The 18,430-nt window shown below is 66.4% G+C and carries 20 protein-coding genes; 17 read left to right on the top strand and 3 right to left on the bottom strand.

Annotated features, from left to right (window positions below; genetic code table 11):
* Positions 1 to 33: 33 nt before the first annotated feature.
* The 8 genes from NU1_RS34215 to NU1_RS34185 all read left to right on the top strand — a co-directional run bounded on the left by NU1_RS34215 (position 34) and on the right by NU1_RS34185 (position 7,396).
* Positions 34 to 498 (top strand): group II truncated hemoglobin, encoded by a 465-nt coding sequence (locus tag NU1_RS34215; protein WP_067527947.1) that lies wholly within the window; start codon positions 34 to 36, stop codon positions 496 to 498.
* Between the two features lie 88 nt (positions 499 to 586).
* Complete coding sequence (locus tag NU1_RS41975; RefSeq protein WP_157553399.1) at positions 587 to 811, top strand: hypothetical protein; 225 nt, start codon at positions 587 to 589, stop codon at positions 809 to 811.
* 121 nt (positions 812 to 932) lie between these two features.
* Complete coding sequence (locus NU1_RS34210; RefSeq protein WP_067528071.1) at positions 933 to 1,877, top strand: NADP-dependent oxidoreductase; 945 nt, start codon at positions 933 to 935, stop codon at positions 1,875 to 1,877.
* Positions 1,878 to 1,986: 109 nt separating this feature from the next.
* A complete protein-coding gene (locus NU1_RS34205) occupies positions 1,987 to 3,147 on the top strand; it encodes a sugar ABC transporter substrate-binding protein (protein ID WP_084522081.1) in 1,161 nt (386 codons plus the stop codon).
* A 7-nt stretch (positions 3,148 to 3,154) separates the two neighbouring features.
* On the top strand, positions 3,155 to 3,928 hold the full coding sequence (locus NU1_RS34200; RefSeq protein WP_067527945.1) for an ATP-binding cassette domain-containing protein: 774 nt from the start codon (positions 3,155 to 3,157) through the stop codon (positions 3,926 to 3,928).
* Positions 3,925 to 5,370, top strand: coding sequence for a sugar ABC transporter permease (locus NU1_RS34195; protein WP_245720439.1), 1,446 nt, complete (start codon positions 3,925 to 3,927; stop codon positions 5,368 to 5,370). Before NU1_RS34200 ends, NU1_RS34195 begins: the two co-directional genes overlap by 4 nt.
* A gap of 40 nt (positions 5,371 to 5,410) precedes the next feature.
* Entirely contained in the window at positions 5,411 to 6,508 is a 1,098-nt protein-coding gene (locus NU1_RS34190; protein ID WP_067527943.1) for an ROK family transcriptional regulator, read from the top strand.
* 177 nt (positions 6,509 to 6,685) lie between these two features.
* The gene (locus NU1_RS34185; RefSeq protein ID WP_067527941.1) at positions 6,686 to 7,396 is read left to right on the top strand and encodes a PIG-L deacetylase family protein; all 711 of its coding nucleotides are present in this window, start codon (positions 6,686 to 6,688) and stop codon (positions 7,394 to 7,396) included.
* Here the strand turns inward: NU1_RS34185 and NU1_RS34180 are convergent.
* Positions 7,381 to 7,791, bottom strand: a complete 411-nt coding sequence (locus NU1_RS34180; RefSeq protein WP_067527939.1) for a VOC family protein — start codon at positions 7,789 to 7,791, stop codon at positions 7,381 to 7,383. The genes NU1_RS34185 and NU1_RS34180 overlap by 16 nt on opposite strands.
* Positions 7,792 to 7,996: 205 nt before the next feature.
* Here NU1_RS34180 and NU1_RS34175 point away from each other — a divergent pair, with 205 nt between their 5' ends.
* Positions 7,997 to 9,157: a glycosyltransferase gene (locus NU1_RS34175; RefSeq protein ID WP_218027874.1), complete on the top strand. Its 1,161-nt coding sequence runs from the start codon at positions 7,997 to 7,999 to the stop codon at positions 9,155 to 9,157.
* Between the two features lie 176 nt (positions 9,158 to 9,333).
* On the top strand, positions 9,334 to 9,525 hold the full coding sequence (locus NU1_RS44495; RefSeq protein ID WP_067528065.1) for a DUF3046 domain-containing protein: 192 nt from the start codon (positions 9,334 to 9,336) through the stop codon (positions 9,523 to 9,525).
* Between the two features lie 5 nt (positions 9,526 to 9,530).
* Here NU1_RS44495 and NU1_RS34165 read toward each other — a convergent pair whose 3' ends face one another.
* A complete protein-coding gene (locus NU1_RS34165; protein ID WP_067527934.1) occupies positions 9,531 to 10,064 on the bottom strand; it encodes a CGNR zinc finger domain-containing protein in 534 nt (177 codons plus the stop codon).
* Positions 10,065 to 10,218: 154 nt separating this feature from the next.
* Between NU1_RS34165 and NU1_RS34160 the strand changes: the two genes are divergently transcribed.
* From NU1_RS34160 to NU1_RS34150, 3 genes are read left to right on the top strand one after another with little or no spacing between them, the layout of a single operon-like run.
* Positions 10,219 to 10,680, top strand: coding sequence for a VOC family protein (locus NU1_RS34160; RefSeq protein WP_067527932.1), 462 nt, complete (start codon positions 10,219 to 10,221; stop codon positions 10,678 to 10,680).
* Positions 10,681 to 10,718: 38 nt separating this feature from the next.
* Complete coding sequence (locus NU1_RS34155) at positions 10,719 to 11,606, top strand: pyridoxamine 5'-phosphate oxidase family protein (RefSeq protein ID WP_067527930.1); 888 nt, start codon at positions 10,719 to 10,721, stop codon at positions 11,604 to 11,606.
* A gap of 23 nt (positions 11,607 to 11,629) precedes the next feature.
* Positions 11,630 to 12,082 (top strand): nuclear transport factor 2 family protein, encoded by a 453-nt coding sequence (locus NU1_RS34150; RefSeq protein WP_067527928.1) that lies wholly within the window; start codon positions 11,630 to 11,632, stop codon positions 12,080 to 12,082.
* 72 nt (positions 12,083 to 12,154) lie between these two features.
* Here NU1_RS34150 and NU1_RS34145 read toward each other — a convergent pair whose 3' ends face one another.
* Positions 12,155 to 13,561: an MFS transporter gene (locus NU1_RS34145; protein ID WP_067527926.1), complete on the bottom strand. Its 1,407-nt coding sequence runs from the start codon at positions 13,559 to 13,561 to the stop codon at positions 12,155 to 12,157.
* A 93-nt stretch (positions 13,562 to 13,654) separates the two neighbouring features.
* Here NU1_RS34145 and NU1_RS34140 point away from each other — a divergent pair, with 93 nt between their 5' ends.
* The 4 genes from NU1_RS34140 (at position 13,655) to NU1_RS34125 (ending at position 18,430) form a co-directional block, all read left to right on the top strand.
* Complete coding sequence (locus NU1_RS34140; protein ID WP_067527924.1) at positions 13,655 to 14,677, top strand: Lrp/AsnC family transcriptional regulator; 1,023 nt, start codon at positions 13,655 to 13,657, stop codon at positions 14,675 to 14,677.
* Positions 14,678 to 14,834: 157 nt separating this feature from the next.
* The gene (gene recA, locus NU1_RS34135; RefSeq protein ID WP_067527922.1) at positions 14,835 to 15,875 is read left to right on the top strand and encodes a recombinase RecA; all 1,041 of its coding nucleotides are present in this window, start codon (positions 14,835 to 14,837) and stop codon (positions 15,873 to 15,875) included.
* A 518-nt stretch (positions 15,876 to 16,393) separates the two neighbouring features.
* Entirely contained in the window at positions 16,394 to 17,122 is a 729-nt protein-coding gene (gene recX, locus NU1_RS34130) for a recombination regulator RecX (protein ID WP_084522080.1), read from the top strand.
* 84 nt (positions 17,123 to 17,206) lie between these two features.
* Entirely contained in the window at positions 17,207 to 18,430 is a 1,224-nt protein-coding gene (locus NU1_RS34125) for a cytochrome P450 family protein (RefSeq protein ID WP_067527920.1), read from the top strand.

Below are 18,430 nucleotides of genomic sequence, written 5' to 3'. Positions count from 1 at the left end.
GCACCGCTGGCAAGTTCGTGTAATTGTGTGAGTATGAACGCCGAGCGCACACTATTCGAGGCTGTCGGTGGCCTCGACGGGCTATGCCGCCTGAGCAACGCCTTCTACGAGGGCGTCCTGGCCGATGAACTGCTGGCCCCGGTGTTCGCGAACTTCACCGTGACCCACGTCGATCACGTCGCGCTCTGGCTGGCAGAGATCTTTGGTGGTCCCGCCACTTTCAGCGCGGAGCTCGGCGGTCACCAGGCGCTGCTGAACAGTCATCTCGGCCTGCGGATTACCGAGGAGCATCGGGCACGCTGGCTGGAGCTGATGAGCGACGCGATCGAGCAGACCTTGCCCGCCGAGCCGCAGTTGCGCCGTCAGGTATTCGACTACTTCGAGTGGGGTACCGCGATCGCCCGCGAGGTGTCGCAGGACCCGGTCGGCACCGACCTGGGCACCCCGGGGCCCACCCCACGCTGGGGCTGGCAGGGCCTGATCAAGCACCAGACCTGACCCGAAAAACCTCAGGGTATACCCGGAATTTTCCCCGATATCGCTGATGACCTGGTGTTTTTCCATCCTCGGCCTGTCAGGATGGAGTGTGTCGGATCGCGCGCTTGCCGGTTCGGGAGACTTTCTGGAGGTAGTAATGCTGTGGAAGATCATCGGCGTGGTCGCGGTCGCATGGATCGCGCTCGCCATTATCGGCGCGCTGATCAAGGGCCTGTTCCCGATTCTCATGATCAGCCTGGTGGTGTTCGGGCTGTACCTGCTCTACAAGGCGGTATCCGGATCCTCGGACAAGTCGCCGGTCAACAAGCTCTAGTCGGCGCGCACGCGCCGAGTCGGGCCGTTCGGAATCCCTCGGGATGCCGGGCGGCCCATTACTCTTCGATACCACCGCCCGCGTCGGGAACAGCGTGCGGGAACGCGACGTTGTCCGCGCTATGGCAACTGCGATCGTCGCCACCGAATACGGTGGCCCCGAAGTTCTGACCGCTACCGAGGTCGAGGTACCCGCGCCCGGCCCGGGCGAGGTCACCATCGAGGTCCGTGCGGCCGGGGTGAATCCCTTCGACTACAAGCGCTACAGCGGTGCGTTCGGTAAGGATCCGAAGGCGCTGCCGATGCGGCTCGGCGGTGAGGTGTCGGGGGTCGTGACCGCCGTCGGCGCCGATGCCGTGGGACCCGGCGGGCCGATTCGAGTCGGTGATGAGGTGCTCGCCCGCCCGGAGGGCGGCTACGCCACCGCCGTCACGACGAAAGCGGCGCGCGTCATACCCAAGCCCGCCGACGTGAGCTGGGAGGTCGCGGCCGGAGTGCAGGCCGTCGGCGGGACCGCCGTCCACACACTCGCCGCCACCGGGGTCAGCGCGGGGGATACGGTTCTCATTCACGGCGCGGCCGGGAGTGTCGGTTCGCTCGCCGCACAGCTCGCCGTCGCCCGTGGCGCCCGCGTAATCGGTACCGCCGCGCCATCGCGACATGAGCGGTTGCGCGGTTACGGCGTCGAGCCCGTCGAGTACGGACCGGGCCTGATCGACCGGGTACGGGCCTTGGCCCCCAATGGAATTGATGCCGCGATCGATACCGTCGGCACCGATGAGGCAGTCGATGTGTCCCTGGAACTGGTCGCCGACCGCGGTCGCATCGCCACCATCGCCGCCTTCGGTCGCGTGGCCGAGACCGAGATCAAGGGTCTCGGCGCGGGACCCGGAGCCGATCCCGGCACCGAGATCCGCGGCAATGCCTGGCGCGAACTCCTGGACCTGTTGTCCGGCAACAAACTCGATCTGGTGATCGCCGCGACCTACCCGCTCGCCGAGACAGCCGCCGCGCACGAGTTCGTCATCGAGGGCCATGCGGGCGGAAAGGTAGTTCTGCTGCCCTGATTCGGGCGATTCCCCATCGGGTGTGACCGCCTTCGCATATGTTGTTGCCCACAACATTTATTCGGTGGGCGGCCACCACCCAGTGACCGCTGCTCGAAAGGTCACCCCGATGAGGACGAAAAACCGTCTGCTGTCCCGGAATTCCCATCGCACCTGCCGCCCGGCGTACGTCGCCTGCGCGCTGGCCATGTCGGGGCTACTGGCCCTGACCGCGTGCGGCTCCAACTCCACGAGCGAAAACGACAACCAAACCGCTGCGCCGGGCGGCGGTGCGAACGGCACGGTCGGCGTGATCCTGCCGGAAACCGCCACCTCCGCGCGCTGGGAATCCTTCGATAAACCCATGCTCGAAACAGCCCTGCGAGCAGAGGGTTTCGACGCCGACGTGCAGAACGCGCAGGGTGATGTCCAGAAATTCAGCACCCTCGCCGACGGCATGATCGCCCAGGGCGTGAAGGTGCTCATTATCGCCGCCATCAATAGTGAGATCGGCAGTTCGGTAGCCGCCAAGGCGAAGCGGGCAGGTATCCCCACCATCGACTACGACCGCCTCAGCCTCGGCGGATCCTCGGACTACTACGTCTCTTTCGACAATGTGCGTGTCGGTGAACTACAAGGTCAGGCCATTGCCGATGCCCTGAAGGATAAGCCGGGCGCGGAGGTCATCGAAATCGAGGGCGCGCCGACCGACAACAACGCCACCCTCTTCCACCAGGGGCAGCGGAATATCCTCGATCCGCTCTACGATTCGGGCGTGCTGAAGCTGGTGCACAGCCAGGCCATCGACGGCTGGGATAACCAGAAGGGCGGCACCATCTTCGAACAGCTGCTCACCGGCAATGGTGGCAGGGTGGACGGCGTGGTCGCCGCCAATGACGGCCTGGCCGGTGCGGTTATCACGGTGTTGAAGAAGAACGGTCTCAATGGCCGCGTGCCGGTCAGCGGCCAGGACGCCACCGTCGAAGGGCTGAAGGCGACGCTGCGCGGTGACCAGTACATGACCGTGTTCAAGCCCATTCAGGACGAGGCCCAGGCCGCCGCCAAACTCGCTGTGGCCCTTGCCAAGGGCGATGCGGCCGCCGCGGATGCGCTGGCGCAGGGCGTCAGTAAGGACCCCAAGGGCGACCGCGATGTGAAATCGGTCCTGCTGCCCCCGCAGACGATTACCAAGGCGCAGGTCAAAACGGTGATCGACACCGGCTATGTGAAGGCCGACGACATCTGCGGCGGTGACTTGCGCGCCACCTGCACCGAGCTCGGCATCGGCTGATCCGGTCGTGAGTGAGCCGCTGCTCGACATCACCGGGCTGAACAAGAGTTTCGGCCCGGTGCATGTGCTGCACGATGTGGACTTCAATGTGCCGGCCGGATCGGTCACCGCACTGGTCGGCGACAATGGCGCGGGGAAATCCACGCTGGTGAAATGCGTCGCCGGAATCCACGCCGCCGAATCCGGCACGGTCAGATTCAAGGGCGAGGAAGTGCGGCTGCACGGCCCGAAAGACGCTGCCGCACTGGGTATCGAGGTCGTCTACCAGGATCTCGCACTCGCCGACAATCTCGATATTGTCGCCAATATGTTCCTCGGCCGCGAACGTGGGCGGCCGTGGCTGATGGACGAGGCGAGTATGGAGGAGGCGGCCCGGCGCACCCTGGCCTCGCTCGGAGTGCGCACGGTGCAGTCGGTACGCATGCCCGTCGCGTCGCTGTCCGGCGGGCAGCGACAGACCGTGGCCATCGCCAAAGCCGTGCTGTGGAACAGCAATCTGGTACTGCTCGACGAACCGACCGCCGCGCTCGGGGTGGCGCAGACCCGGCAGGTCCTCGACCTGGTGCGCAGGCTCGCCGAACAGGGGCTCGGAGTGGTGCTGATCAGCCATAACCTGGCCGATGTCTTCGAGGTGGCCGATCGGATCGCGGTGCTGTACCTGGGCCGGATGGCGGCGCAGGTGCGCACCGCCGATGTCACCCACGCACAGGTGGTCGAACTCATTACCGCGGGCCGATCCGGTGGACTCGGGTTGGCGCGACCGGAAGCGGCGGTGCTGTGAAAAAGCATGACCTGACCAAGGTTTCCGATCCCGGCGTGGCGACCGTGTCCAGCTCGCCCACGGCAGATTTCGGGATAGACACCACCACCATGTCGACCCGGGAAGCGGTGCGCGACTATGTAATTCGGGTGCGCTCCGGTGATATTGGTTCGCTACCAGCCATATTAGGGCTCATCGCACTGGTGGTGCTGTTCTCGATCCTGTCGGACGTCTTCTTCTCGCTCAACAATATCGCCAATCTGCTGGCACAGGGCGCGGGGCAGACCATTATCGCCATCGGCATTGTGTACGTGCTGCTCATCGGCGAGATCGACCTCTCCGCGGGTACCGCGTCCGGAGTGGCGGGCGCGATCTTGGCCATGCACTACGTCGAGAATGGAAACCTGCTGTCGGGCATGGGATCCACCGTCTTCGTGGCCTTTATCGCCCTACTTCTGCTGGCCGCGCTGCTGGCGGCGCTGTTGCGGATCTGGCCCGGGGTATTCATGAGTCTGCTCGGTGTCGCCATCGCGGCGGTGGGATTCGAAGCCAACCCGTGGGTGGAGATGCTCCTCGCCGTCTGCGTGGGCACCGCCATCGGCTGTATTACCGGCTTCCTCATCGCCAAGATCGGAATGCCGTCCTTCGTGGTGACATTGGCGCTGTTCCTGGCCTGGCAGGGCGTGATCTTGCAGCTCATCGGGGAGGGTGGGGTATTCGGTATCAGCTCCTCGCATGTGCTCGACCAGGTCGCCAATGGCAATCTGTCGACCGTCGGCAGCTGGCTACTGTTCGTGGTGGCGGCCGGTGGTTATGCGGGGGTCACCCTCGGCGGACATGTGCTGCGGCGCAGGCGCGGACTGGTGACCCAGCCGACACCGCTGGTCGTGGCGAAGGTGGTGGCGCTCACCGGATTCGCGGCGGTGGTGACGATTCTGCTCACCGTGAACCGCTCGCCGAGCGACCTCATCGAGATCTCCGGCGTGCCGTATGTGGTGCCGATTGTGCTGGCGCTGCTCGTCATCGGCACCTACGTTCTCAACCGCACCACCTACGGTCGGCACATCTACGCGGTCGGTGGGAATCGGGAAGCGGCGCGGCGTGCAGGTATCGATGTAACTCAGTTGCGGGCAAGTGTTTTCGTCATCAGTTCGTCCTGCGCGGCAATCGGCGCGATCGTCTACTCGTCCAAGGTCGGTTCGGTGGACCCGCAGGCGGGTGGACTCAATACGCTGCTGTTCGCGGTCGGTGCGGCGGTTATCGGCGGCACCTCGCTGTTCGGCGGTAAGGGCCGGGTCGCCGATGCCGTCGTCGGCGGCGCGGTACTGGCCGTGGTGGCCAATGGCCTCGGCCTGCTGCGGCAACCCGCCGCGGTGGTATCCATCGTCACCGGTCTGGTGCTGCTGCTGGCTGCCACCGTCGATGCGCTGTCGCGGCGTCGCAATGCCGCGACGCGGCAGTGAGGGCGGCAATGGCTTTCCCGGCAGTGGTATCTCTTAAAGCATGACCGTCGCCCGCCCGGACGAGGTGCGCCGCTACAACCGGTCGAGCCTGCTCCGGCTGCTACACACCGGTGGACCCGCCACCCGGGCGGCATTGGCGACGGATCTCGGACTCAACCGCAGCACCATTAAAATGTTGGTGGACGGGTTGGCCGAGGTCGGGCTCGTGGAGGAACGGGTGCCCCGGCAAGCCGTACCGCCGGCGCGTGGGGCGGGGCGGCCGTCGCTACTGGTGCTGCCGAAACCGCAGGCGGCGGTGGTGCTGGCCGTGGACGTGCAGGTCGAGCGCGCCGTGATCGCGCTCGTCGGCCTGGGCGGGCAGATCCTGGCCCGCAACAGCTGGAATCTGCATGGGCGGCAACGTGATCCGGACGAGTTGATCACCCATGTGGCCGAATCGGCGCACTTGCTGGCCGAGGATCTCGGGGTGCGTGCCGTCGCCGCCGGTATTTCGGTGCCCGGCGTGGTGCGTCGCGCCGACGGCCACGTGCACGCCGCCGCCAATCTGCGCTGGACGGAAGTGGCGCTCGGGCGGCGCATGGGTGGCGTGCTGGGTGTCCCGATTGTGGTTGCCAATGACGCCGAACTCGGCGCGCTCGCCGAACATGTGCGCGGCGCGGGGCGCGACTCCGGCGACGCGGTATTCGTCTCCGCCGATGTCGGTGTCGGCGGCGGACTCATCGCCCAGGGCAAACTGCTGCGCGGAGCCGCCGGATACCTCGGCGAAATCGGGCATATGACCGTGCATCCCGGCGGCCGCGCCTGCCACTGCGGCAATGAGGGCTGCTGGGAGACCGAGGTCGGCCAGCGCGCCCTGGGCAGTGATTCGGTACGCCGACTGGGCGATTACCCGGATTGGCTGACCCTCGGCCTGGTCAATGTCGTGAACGTACTCGGCCCGGAACTGGTGGTGCTGGGCGACCTGTTCACCGCCCTGCCGGACGAGGTGGTGGCCGATGTGGCGGAGCGAGTCCGCCGCCGCAGCATCGTGAGCCGCGCACTCGGCGGCGTCCGCATCGAAAAGTCCACGCTCGGAGCCGATCTCAAATTGCTGGGTGCGGCCGAAGCGGCCTTCGAGGGAGTGCTGGGAGCGCTGTGAATGTGGCTCCGAACAACGTGTGCGACCCCGCCACCACCGGGTCAGCTCGTCATTCCGGCGTGTTCTTGGCCGGAATCCACACCCCAGTAGCCTCGTCAATGCCGACCCTTGGCGTTCAACCTCGGTAATGCCGTCCGAGGCGTGCCGAGACGAGTGGGTCGGGTGTTGAATGCAGGTATGGAGCAGCTACCCGAGGACTGGGAGCGCGGCATTGTCATCGTCGCGCATCCCGACGACATCGAATATGGTGCGGCCGCCGCAGTAGCCCGCTGGACCAGGCAGGGCAAAGACATTCGCTATGTGCTCGTCACCAGCGGTGAAGCTGGAATCGCCGGGCTTCCGCCCGGGGAGTCCGGGCCGCTGCGCGAGGCAGAGGAGATCGCTGCCGCCAAATCGGTCGGGGTCGGCGAGGTCGAATTCCTCGGCTATCCGGACGGCCGGGTCGAGGAATCCCTCGCCCTGCGCCGCGACCTGGCCGCCGCCATTCGCCGACACCGCCCAGAGATGGTGGTGCTGTTCAACTTCGGCGACGGTTGGGCCCCCGGCTACGCCAATAGCGCCGACCATCGCGCCGTCGGCCGCGCCGCCCTCGACGCCATCTCCGACGCGGGCAACGAGTGGATCTTCCCCGACCTGGCCGACCTCCCCATCTGGTCCCCGCGCTGGGCCGCCGTCATGGGCTCGAAGCCCACCCATGCGGTCGATGTCACCGCCACCATCGAACCCGCCGTCGAATCCCTCATCGCCCACCGCCGCTACCTGGAGGCCCTCAGTCCCGACCCGGTCCCCGACCAGGCCCGCGCCATCGTCGATATGTCCACCGGCCCCATCGACGGCTTCCCCGCGGACCGCGCCACCGGATTCGAGCTCTACTACTTCGGCGGTTGAGGCCGGTCGGGACCGAGCAGATCCCAGCGGTTCCCGGCGATATCGAGGAAGACCGCCACGCGGCCGTACGGTTCGCTGCGCGGAGCGGTCACGAATTCGACCCCGCCCGAGACCATTCGGTCATAGGCGAGCCGAAAGTCGTCCACCTGCAAGAAGAACCCGACCCGGCCCGCGACCTGCCGCCCCACCGCGGCGGCCTGCGGGTCGCCGTCTGCCCGAGCGAGCAGGATGGCCGTTTCGGCGCCGGGTGGTCGCACCACGACCCAGCGTTTCGGGCGGCCATCATTGGTGCGCGCGGGGGAGTCTTCCACCAGATCGAAGCCCAACAGGTCCACGAAGAAGGCGATGGCCGGGTCGTACTGCTCCACAACGAGGGTGATGAGCTGGATTCGCATCCGTTGAACGTAGGCAGCCGCGTCGCTGTCGAACAACCGTCGCGATCGCGGACAATACCTAAACGGAAATATGCGCATTTAAGCATGACCGACCAGTATGTCCGAGGCGCGGCTGTCGATTGCGTTCCGACCTCCGAAAGACGCCAGGAATGCCCAGAGGGGTGTAGGCCCGGACGTTCGACCTCGGATGTGGCAGGCTGGGCGCGTGCGAGTAGCGGTGGTGGCCGGACCGGATCCGGGGCATGCGTTCCCGGCGATCGCATTGTGTTCGCGGTTTCTGGCGGCAGGTGATGAGCCGGTCTTGTTCACCGGGCCCCGGTGGTTCGATATCGCCATGGCGGCCGGGATCGGGGTGCGGCGGCTGCGGGGGCTCGCGCCTCGGGTCGATGATGACGATGGCGATGCGGGGCAGCGGATTCATGAACGGGCGGCGCATATTTCGAGTGAGATTCTGCCGGATCTGGGGGCCATGCTGCCGGAACTGGTGGTGTCGGATGTGCTGACCGCCGGTGGGGGGATGGCGGCCGAGCGGTTGAAGGTGCCGTGGGTGGAGTTGTCGCCGCATCCGCTGTATCAGCCGTCGAAGGCATTGCCGCCCATCGGGAGCGGGTTGGCGCCGGGCGAGGGTATGCGGGGGCGGGCCCGGGATGCGGTGCTGCGCACCATGACCGCGCGCAATATTCGACAGGGGGAGGAGCAGCGGACGCGGGCACGGGTGAGTGTCGGTCTGCCGCCGCAGGATCCGGGGCCCGCGGCTCGACTCATTGCCACACTGCCCGCCCTGGAGGTGCTGCGCCCGGACTGGCCGGAGAACGCCCACTTGGTCGGCCCGCTGCTGTGGGAGCCGACCCACCATATTCTCGACCTGCCGGCCGGTGATGAACCGCTGGTCATGGTCGCCCCCTCCACCGCGCACACCGGTGTGACCGGTATGGCCGAAACCGTGCTGGAAGCGCTCGACGGTACGGGTGTCCGCGTGGCGATCTCCATGCTCGACACCCCGCCCGCGAACCTGCCGCCCTGGGCCACCGCTGGTTTGGGGCGGCAGGACGAGATCCTGCGTCACGCCGCGGTTGTCGTCGGTGGTGGCGGACATGGTCTGCTGGCCAAATCGCTGCTCGCCGGAGTGCCGGTCGTCACCGTCCCCGGCGGCGGAGATCAGTGGGAGCTGGCCAATCGTGCTGTCCGTCAAGGTAGTTCGGTGCTGGTGCGTCCGCTGACGGCGGAATCGGTTCGCTCCGCCGTACGGCAGGTGCTCGACAGTCCCTCGTTTACCGCCGCCGCTCGTAAGGCCGCCGCCGACGCGGGCGTGGTCTCCGATCCGGTGCGGGTCTGCCATGAGGTGCTCGAGGGAGTGCGCGCGTAGCGGCGCCGCCCACGGACCTTCCGGGGTGGTCACAGTATTCGCGCATGTCCGCACCGGTGTCGCTGACGCGCGATCCGCGGGCGCGTCGAGTAGCGCGGTGCGCGTGTCGCATGGGGGCGCGGGGTGGCGGTGCGGTGGTCGTTTCGGCGGATTCGCGCTGGCGTAGGCTCGCGGCCGTGCGGTTGACGGAGTTCCAGGAGCTGTTGTACACCGAATTCGGCGCGGCGCGTGGTGATGCGCTGCTGAGTGATCATGTACTGCCCGCGTGGGGGCGCACGGGAGCCCAGGCGATTGCCGACGGTGCTGACCCCCGCGATGTCTGGCGCGCGCTGTGCACGGAATTCGATGTGCCCAAGGCGCGCTGGTAGTTCGATCAGTCGTCGGCCGGATCGCTGATCTTCTTGGCGTAGTGGCGGGTAGCTTTGACCCGATTGCCGCAGGTCGCCATGGAGTGCCAGCGGCGTGCGCCGTTCTTCGACGTGTCGTAGAACCAGAGCACGCAGTGCGGGTGCGCGCATTGTTTGATGCGGTCGGGGGTGTCGATCAGGTGCAGCAGGTTGTCGGCGGCCAACCAAGCCGGTAGCCACTCCGGTCGCGGTACTTCCACTTCGTCGGCGGGGCCGGTCGCGGTGAGCGTGCGGCGGATGCGGCCGTGCTCGAGGACCCGGTTGAGGTCGTCGACGCCTTCGCCGCGGATCGCGCGCAGAACCGCTTCGCGGCTGTCGATGACAGCCTGACGGGTCGCCTCGTCGGCGACGCAGCGGTCGGTGAGGTCATTGTCGGCGAGCCATTGCCGCAGGCCCGCCACGTCGGTGAGCAGGTCCTCGATGCCGTCCGCGCCCGCCCAACGGGTGTTGAGCAGGTCTATTGCGAGTGGTTCGCCGAGGTGGGGACGTGGAACGGGCATATCTGAGGTTAACCAGCTCCCTGGAGGATTCAGCTGAGGCACTGCCATTCTAACCACTCAACTTTCCGATGGGGGTTGACAGTGGGTTCGCGCTCATTCTATGTTCTAACCGGTAAAACAAAATGCACCAGTTAGAACTTCCCGGGAGGATCTCATGACCACCGTCACCGCACCCCAGCTCGCCACCGGTCACATCGGTCTGAACGTCACCGACCTCACCCGTTCGGTGGACTTCTACCGCCGCGCTCTCGGCTTCGAGCAGCTCGGTGCCAGCACCGGCGGCGCGCAGCGCTTCGCCTTCCTCGGCTCCGACGGTCAGCTCCAGCTGACGCTGTGGCAGCAGAGCGATGGCGAGTTCTCCGCCGAAACTCCCGGTCTGCATCACCTCTCGTTCCAGGTCGAGACCATCGACCAGGTGCGGGCGGTCGAATCGGTACTGAAGGAACTCGAGGTGACCTTCGCTCATGACGGCGTCGTTGCCCACGGTGAGGGCGCGGCCTCCGGCGGCATCTTCTTCGCCGATCCCGACGGGATCCGGTTGGAGGTCTACGCCCCGAGTGGTGCCGAGTCTGCCCCTGCCCCCGGCGGTTCCGCGCCGACCTGCGGATTCTTCTGAGCCGCAGCGCGTTCCATAGATTCGTTCCGGAGGATCCGATGACCGTCAGCTACCACCCCGGTGAACTGGCCGTCCAGCAGCGCATGGGACAGGCCGATATCGCCCAGCACGTCGGACGCATGATTCGTGCCGACATTCCGCACACCGCGGCGGCATTTCTCGCCGAACAGCCGATGATCGTGATCGCCGCCGCGGACGATACGGGAAATCTCTGGGCCAGCCAGTTGGTCGGCCCGGCCGGATTCGCCCGCGCCACCGCCGACCGAGCCATTGTCGTGGACGCGGTGCCCGCACCCGGCGACCCACTCGCCGAAGCCCTGCGTTCGACCAAGCACATCGGCATGATCGCGCTGCAACCTCAACGCCGTCGCCGCATGCGCGCCAACGGTATTGCCGAGCCGACCGCGACCGGCCTGCGTGTCACCACCGAGCAGGTGTACTCCAACTGCCCGAAATACATCACCCGTCGCAGTATCGACGAGTGGAGCGGCGGCACACAGGTTTCGGTGCGCAGATCCGCGCAACTCGACCCCGTCCAGCGGGAGACGGTCACGGCCTCCGACACCTTCTTCATCGCCTCCGCAGACCGGGACGGCAATGCCGACGCTTCTCACCGCGGCGGTAATCCAGGCTTCCTACAGGTACTTTCCCCCACTCACCTGCGCTGGCCCGACTACCGCGGCAACTCCATGTTCATGACCCTCGGCAATATCGCCGCCGACCCGCGCTGCGGATTGCTGATCCCGAACTGGCGCACCGGGTCGACCCTGCAACTCACCGGCACCGCCGAAATAACCTGGGACGAAACAACCTTCGCTTCAGGTGCGCAAGCCACAGTCGACTTCGCCATTGCCGAGGTCGTCGAGATGACCAATGCGAGCCCACTGCGCTGGGGCGCATCCGAACTGTCCCCCGTGAACCCCTGAACCTTCTCCCGAAAGGATCCGCCATGCGACCCCCACTGCCCCCGTTCGACCTGGAGTCGGCGAAGACCAAGGTGCGCGCCGCCGAAAACGCTTGGAACACCCGCGATCCCGAAAAGGTCGCCCAGGCCTACACCGAGGATTCGGTATGGCGCAATCGCGATGAATTCCTGACCGGCCGCGCCGAGATCGTGGACTTCCTGAAGCGCAAGTGGGCCACCGAGAACGGCTACGCCCTGCGCAAGGAACTCTGGAGCTTCACCGACAACCGCATCGCCGTCCGCTTCCAGTACGAGTGGCACGACGAGAACAACCAGTGGCACCGCAGCTACGGCAACGAACTGTGGGAGTTCTCCCCCGAAGGCCTGATGTCGCGCCGCGAGGCCAGCATCAACGACACCGACATCGCCGAATCCGAACGGCGCATCTTCGGCCCACGTGGGTCGGAGGAAGCGGACGCGCTACTGCCGATCCGGTAGGGCTGGGACATAGCAGGGCGGCGACGTCCCGCCACGGCACGCCATGGCGGGACAGCCTTCTCCGTAAGGCGACTACCCGACGAGCACGGCGTCGCTGATGTCGGTCGATGTGGCTGGTGTGCGGCGCTGGAACAGCGCGAAAGCCAGTAGTCCTAGCACCACACCTACCACGCTCGCCACCAGGCACGCCGCGTTCAGGCCGTCGATGAAGCTCGCCAGGTCCACCGCATGATCGGCACCGCCCACCCGGTGGAATACGCTGCCCAACACCGCGACTCCCATCGCCAGCCCCAATTGCCGCGCCGTATTCACCGCACCGGCCGCCGTCCCACTCTGCTGCGGTGGCACTGCGGCCATTCCGACCGCCACCAGTGCCGGTGAACTGACGCCCACACCCACGCCGATCACGAGGAACCCGGGAATCAGTGCCACCCACGACGATTCGACACTGATAAGGGTGAGCAGTCCGGTACCAACCCCTATCAGCACCAGGCTCGCACCGATCGACCAGCGTGGGGCGAGCGCGTGCAGGTGCCGACCGAGAACTCCGGACACCAGGAACGCGGCCGCCGCCATCGGCAGCATGGCCAGGCCGGCGCGCAGCGGGGAGAGGTGCAACTGCTGCTGCAGCCACAGTGAGAGCAGTGGTGCGCTCGCGAATCCGGCGAAGGTCTGCCCGGCCGCGCCGATCAGGGTCGCGCCGAAAAATCGGTTTCGCAGCAGAGCCAGGGGGAATATCGGTGCGGTGCTGCGGGATTCGATCTGCGCGAAGAGCGCTGTCGCCAGTACGCCCACCAAGAGTGCCAGGACAGCGACGGTATCGGTCCACCCATGCTCACCACCGCGAATGATCCCGAATACCAGGGCCGTCGCCGCGATCGCGAACGCCACCATGCCGGGCACGTCCACACCGCGTGCCGGCTGCCGACGTGACGCCGGGAACACCATGGCGGACATGATGATCGCTACCGCCGCGATCGGCAGATTCACCAGGAAGATCCACCGCCACGACAGCAGATCGGTGAGGACTCCACCGAGCACCATGCCGAGTCCGGCCGCGGCACCGGCCACAGCGCCCCACGCGCCGAAGGCGATTCCGCGATCGCGACCGGTATAGGTGGCGTGCAGCAGCGACAGTGTGGTCGCGAACATCGCCGCGCCGCCTAGCCCCTGAATCGCGCGCGCCGCAATGAGAATCGTCACCGATCCGGCGATGCCGCATGCCAGGGATGCCACGGCGAACACCGCCAGCCCGGTGAGATAGAGGTATTTCGCGCCCAGTCGGTCGGCGAGCGCGCCGAACACCAGTAGCAGCGCCGCCAGTGCCAGCGCGTATCCGTCCACCACCCACTGCAATCCGGATAGGCCGGTCTCGAGATCCGCGGCGATATCGGGCAGCGCCACGGTGACGATGGTGACGTCGATGAGCAGTATCAGCGTGCCCAGGCACGCGGCGAGTAAGGGGAACCATTTCCGCACAGCAACCTCCAGAGTCGAACGGTTTCGCCGTCAAGACTGTGATGGGCGCTGGCTTCTTCATATCTGGAGGACTTTTCGCGCTAGATTCCTCCTGTGTTGGATGCTGTGCCGGAGGATTCCTCCATTCTCGATACGCTCGACAAGCAGATCGTGCATGCGCTGACGGTCGATGCTCGTATTCCATTCGCCAAGCTGGGCGCGATTCTCGATGTCTCGGAACAGACCGTGGCGAGACGGTATCGGTCACTGCGCGAGCGCGGCATGGTTCATGTCTCCGGGCAGGTCAATATTGTTCCGCTCGGGCATGCCCGTTTCGTATTGCGCATTCGATCCACCCCCGACGGTGCGGTCCGGCTCGCGGAATCGCTGGCGCGGCAGGTGGATTTGAGCTGGGTGTCATTGCTGTCGACGGGTTCGGAGGTGCTGTGTGTCAGCCACCCGCGGACCATGGAGCGCCGAGACGCACTGCTGCTGAATGTGATTCCGCGCGCTCGACAGGTCACCGGCCTGATCGCGCACGAGGTGATGCACCGTTTCGAGCTCGACGAGGAATGGCCGCGCTGGAGCGGTCTGTTCACGGCGGATCAGTTGCGCGAGTTGGGTACCCGTCGCTCCTGGCAGGATATGGCCGGTGCCGATACGCCGCCGGAGCTTTCCCGCGCCGACGAGATCATGTTGGCGATGCTGGCTCGCGACGGCCGTGCGCCGTACGCGCAGATCGCCGACGAAACCGGTTGGAGCGCAACGCGTGTGGCACGTCGGATGGCCGAACTGGTGTTCTCCGGGGTGCTGTACTTCGATCTCGATTTCGCGCTGACCCGCATGGGCTACACCACCCGCGCGGCGCTGTGGCTGCGCACCCGGCCCGCCGATCTGGAAACGGTGGGCCGGGCCATCGCCACCCATCCGGAGGTCGCCTTCGTCGCGGCGACCACCGGCCCCACCAATCTGGTGGTCGCCCTCACCTGCCGCGACACCGCGCACCTGTATCGCTACCTCACCGAGCGGCTCGGTGGGCTCGACGGCATTACCGATGTGGAGGTGACCTCGGCGCTGCGCGTCTTCAAGCAGGCGCAGACGCTCGTGGGCGGCGACCGGATCAGTCCGGGATGGTGACGGACGCGTTTGCCGGGTTGGTTCTGCGTGTCGCGGGGCGTGTTGATTGCATCGAACACCTGTTCGTCTAAGCTCGGGGCGGAACTTGTCGGTGCCGCCCTCTAACGTGGGCGCCAACCACAGATTGAGACTCACCCATCGAGAAGGGGACCAGACGATGGCACCACAGGCATTTGATCGCGACAAGGCACTCGACCTGGCGTTGGCGCAGGTCGAGAAGAGCTTCGGCAAGGGCGCGGTCATGCGACTGGGCGAGGAGCAGCGCCAGCCTATTTCGGTGATTCCGACGGGCTCCATCGCGCTGGATGTCGCGCTCGGTATCGGTGGTCTGCCGCGTGGTCGCGTTGTCGAGATCTACGGTCCGGAATCCTCCGGTAAGACCACGGTTGCCCTGCACGCGGTCGCCAATGCGCAGGCCCTCGGCGGTGTGGCGGCGTTCATCGACGCCGAGCACGCGCTCGATCCCGAATACGCCCGCAAGCTCGGCGTCGATACCGATGCCCTGCTGGTCTCCCAGCCCGATACCGGTGAGCAGGCCCTCGAGATCGCCGACATGCTGGTGCGCTCCGGCGCCATCGACATCATCGTTATCGACTCGGTGGCCGCCCTGGTGCCGCGCGCCGAGATCGAGGGCGAAATGGGTGACAGCCACGTCGGCCTGCAGGCCCGACTGATGAGCCAGGCGCTGCGCAAGATGACCGGTGCGCTGAACAACTCCGGCACCACCGCCATCTTCATCAACCAGCTGCGCGAGAAGATCGGCGTCATGTTCGGCTCGCCCGAGACCACCACCGGTGGTAAGGCGCTGAAGTTCTACGCCTCGGTCCGCCTCGACGTTCGCCGCATCGAGACCCTCAAGGACGGCAGCGACGCGGTCGGTAACCGCACCCGCGTCAAGGTCGTCAAGAACAAGGTCAGCCCGCCGTTCAAGCAGGCAGAGTTCGATATCCTCTACGGCCACGGCATCTCCAAGGAGGGCTCGCTCATCGATATGGGTGTCGAGCACGGCTTCGTCCGCAAGTCCGGCTCCTGGTACACCTACGAGGGTGACCAGCTCGGCCAGGGCAAGGAGAACGCCCGTAAATTCCTGCTCGAGAACACCGACGTGCGCGATGAGATCGAGAAGAAGATCAAGGAGAAGCTCGGTATCGGTGCCGACGTCACCGCGACCGATGAGGCGGCTCCGGCCGACTTCTGATTCGGACGAAACCTGCGATGACATATCGGGAATCCCCCGACTCCCGGCCCGAGCGGCCGGGGTCGGGTGACACCCGCCTGGAGGCCATCGAACGGCTGCGCCGACAGCTGGACAAACTGTCCGCGCAGGGCCGTGGCACCGGCTCCGGAGCGGTCGACACCGCCCCCTACGGCGGCCGCGAGTACGCCCGTGCCGAAGCGGATTATCCGAATACAAAACCGGGTCGCACACAGCGCCGTTCCGCACGAGGTGAGCGCCGTGCTGAGGCTGGCCAGAACTCGTCATGGGGGCGGCGGCGGGAGGAAGCGTCGCCAGCCCCCTCCGAAACGGATGAGTTCAGCCCCGAGGCGGGCGAGCGGTTCGGTTCCGGGCCGGTGGGGCGGTTCGGCTCTGACACCGACGAGCGATTCGGCTCCGGTGCGGATGAATGGTCCGGCCTCGGCGCGGAGGAATCCGCCGGCCTCGGTGCGGGCCAGTGGGGGTTCGCTTCTGACACGGGGGAGCGGACCGACTCCAGGATGGGCGAATCCTCGGGCACTGAAGCCGGGGAGCGATTCGATCCCGATACCGCTGAGTTCGACGACAGCTCCGATCGGTATGCGCGTCGCGGACGGCGAACGGACGCAGGCGACGAGGCTTCTTTCGGAGAATCGAGCGGAGGGTCCGAGCGGCGCGGGCGTGGCCGTGGCCGCGGTCGGCGACGGTCAGGCGAGGGCGCGGAGGACTCCGACGGCGGGTTGCCCGGCGGCGGTACCGAGGCTCAGGCCAAGGATGTGTGCCTGCGATTGCTCGGGGATCGCGCCCGCAGCCGCGCCGAACTGGCGGATCGACTTGCCGCCAGAGGGTTTTCGGTCGAGATCGCGAACCGTGCGCTCGATCGGCTCACCGAGGTCGGGCTCATCGACGATGCCGCGTTCGCCGAACAGTGGGTGCACCAGCGGCACACCTTCTCCGGTAAGGGGAAACGGGCACTCATCCAGGAGTTGCGTCGCAAAGGCGTGGCCGACGAGGACGCCGAACCGGCACTGGCCGCCATTACCGACGACGACGAGTACGAGCGCGCCGCCGAACTGGTCCGGCGCAAACTCCGTACCCTCCCGCGAGATCTGGACCGCGAGAAGATCCTGCGGCGACTGGTCGGCATGCTGGCCCGGCGCGGCTACAACCAGTCGACCGCCTTCACCGTGGTGAAAGCCGAACTGGCGGACAGGGCGGATATGGACCTGACCGAGCCGGACTCGCACTAGCCGCTCGCGGCATCGAGCGGTCCCGGGAGAGTCCGCTCAGCTGCGAAAACGGCGGCGCGGCAATGGTTTCGGTAGCGTGATCGCATGGTCGACATCGAGGCTTCGAAACCGATCGAACTGGTGGGGGATGATTTCCACGCCGACCCGCACAAGTACTACGACCGATGGCGGGCGCAGGGCCCCGTCCATCATGTGCAATTCCCGGGCGGCATCCCCAGCTGGGTGATCATCGGCCATGTCGAGGGCCGTGCGGCCCTGGCCGATCACCGGCTGCGCAAGAACTCCACCGATCTCTACCACCTCTTCGAGCGCAAGAGCGCGCGCATACTCACCGATGCCACTACCCAGGCGCTGGCCTCCCATATGCTCAATAGCGATCCGCCCGAACACACCCGGCTGCGGAAAATGGTCAACAAATCCTTCGCACCCCGACGCATGGCGGCGCTGCGGCCACGCATAGAGGAGATCACCGCCGGGCTGCTCGACGAGATGTCGGTCCACGATGAAGTCGACCTGATGCAGGCCTTCGCGAACCCGCTACCGGTCACCGTGATCTGCGAACTACTCGGTGTGCCGTTCGCCGAGCGCGACGATTTCCAGGCCTGGACCAGGGTGCTGGTCAGCTCCGGTGAAGCCCTCGAGACACGCAGTGCCGCCACGGTGGGAATGTCGGAGTATCTGCGCAAACTGGTGGCGGCCAAGCAGGCACAGCCGGGTGATGATCTGCTCTCGGGCCTGATACACACCACCGCAGACGGCGACCGGCTCGATGAGCAGGAATTGGTGGCAATGGCCTTCCTGCTTCTCGTCGCCGGGCACGAAACCACCGTCAATCTCATTGCCAACGGCACCTATGCGTTGCTGCGCAACAGATCTCAATGGCAGGCCCTGCGCGCCGATCCGGCCGGTGTACCCGCCGCGATCGAGGAGTTCCTGCGTTACGACGGCCCGGTCGGCTGGGCCACCGTCCGCTTCACCGATGAAGCGATCCGCGTCGGCGAGATCGATATTCCCGCGGGCGAACTCGTCTATATCGCCCTGGCGGCCGCCAACCGCGACCCCGCCCGCTACGACAGCGGCGACCACCTCGATATCACCGCGAACGCCTCCGGTCACGTGGCCTTCGGTCACGGCATCCACTTCTGTGTCGGCGCGCCACTGGCCCGTCTGGAAGCCGAGATCGCCTTCACGGCACTACTGCACCGTTTCCCGGACCTCGATCTGGCGGATCAGGCGTTCACCCCACACTGGCAGAACAGTCTGCTGATTCGCGGCATGGCCGATCTCCCGGTCCGTCCGCGAGGGTGA

Source organism: Nocardia uniformis NBRC 13702 (assembly GCF_001613345.1).
GTDB lineage: Bacteria > Actinomycetota > Actinomycetes > Mycobacteriales > Mycobacteriaceae > Nocardia > Nocardia uniformis.
Note: the sequence above shows the minus strand (reverse complement) of the source record. Positions and strands in the feature narration are given on the sequence as shown.

Excerpts from the sequence above, each read along its gene's own strand:
- NU1_RS34215 (WP_067527947.1), top strand. The coding sequence starts at position 34 with ATGAACGCCGAGCGCACACTATTCGAGGCTGTCGGTGGCCTCGACGGG.
- NU1_RS34210 (WP_067528071.1), top strand. The coding sequence starts at position 933 with ATGGCAACTGCGATCGTCGCCACCGAATACGGTGGCCCCGAAGTTCTG.
- NU1_RS34205 (WP_084522081.1), top strand. The coding sequence starts at position 1,987 with ATGAGGACGAAAAACCGTCTGCTGTCCCGGAATTCCCATCGCACCTGC.
- NU1_RS34190 (WP_067527943.1), top strand. The coding sequence starts at position 5,411 with ATGACCGTCGCCCGCCCGGACGAGGTGCGCCGCTACAACCGGTCGAGC.
- NU1_RS34185 (WP_067527941.1), top strand. The coding sequence starts at position 6,686 with ATGGAGCAGCTACCCGAGGACTGGGAGCGCGGCATTGTCATCGTCGCG.
- NU1_RS34180 (WP_067527939.1), bottom strand. The coding sequence starts at position 7,791 with ATGCGAATCCAGCTCATCACCCTCGTTGTGGAGCAGTACGACCCGGCC.
- NU1_RS34165 (WP_067527934.1), bottom strand. The coding sequence starts at position 10,064 with ATGCCCGTTCCACGTCCCCACCTCGGCGAACCACTCGCAATAGACCTG.
- NU1_RS34160 (WP_067527932.1), top strand. The coding sequence starts at position 10,219 with ATGACCACCGTCACCGCACCCCAGCTCGCCACCGGTCACATCGGTCTG.
- NU1_RS34155 (WP_067527930.1), top strand. The coding sequence starts at position 10,719 with ATGACCGTCAGCTACCACCCCGGTGAACTGGCCGTCCAGCAGCGCATG.
- NU1_RS34150 (WP_067527928.1), top strand. The coding sequence starts at position 11,630 with ATGCGACCCCCACTGCCCCCGTTCGACCTGGAGTCGGCGAAGACCAAG.
- recA (WP_067527922.1), top strand. The coding sequence starts at position 14,835 with ATGGCACCACAGGCATTTGATCGCGACAAGGCACTCGACCTGGCGTTG.
- recX (WP_084522080.1), top strand. The coding sequence starts at position 16,394 with ATGGGCGAATCCTCGGGCACTGAAGCCGGGGAGCGATTCGATCCCGAT.
- NU1_RS34125 (WP_067527920.1), top strand. The coding sequence starts at position 17,207 with ATGGTCGACATCGAGGCTTCGAAACCGATCGAACTGGTGGGGGATGAT.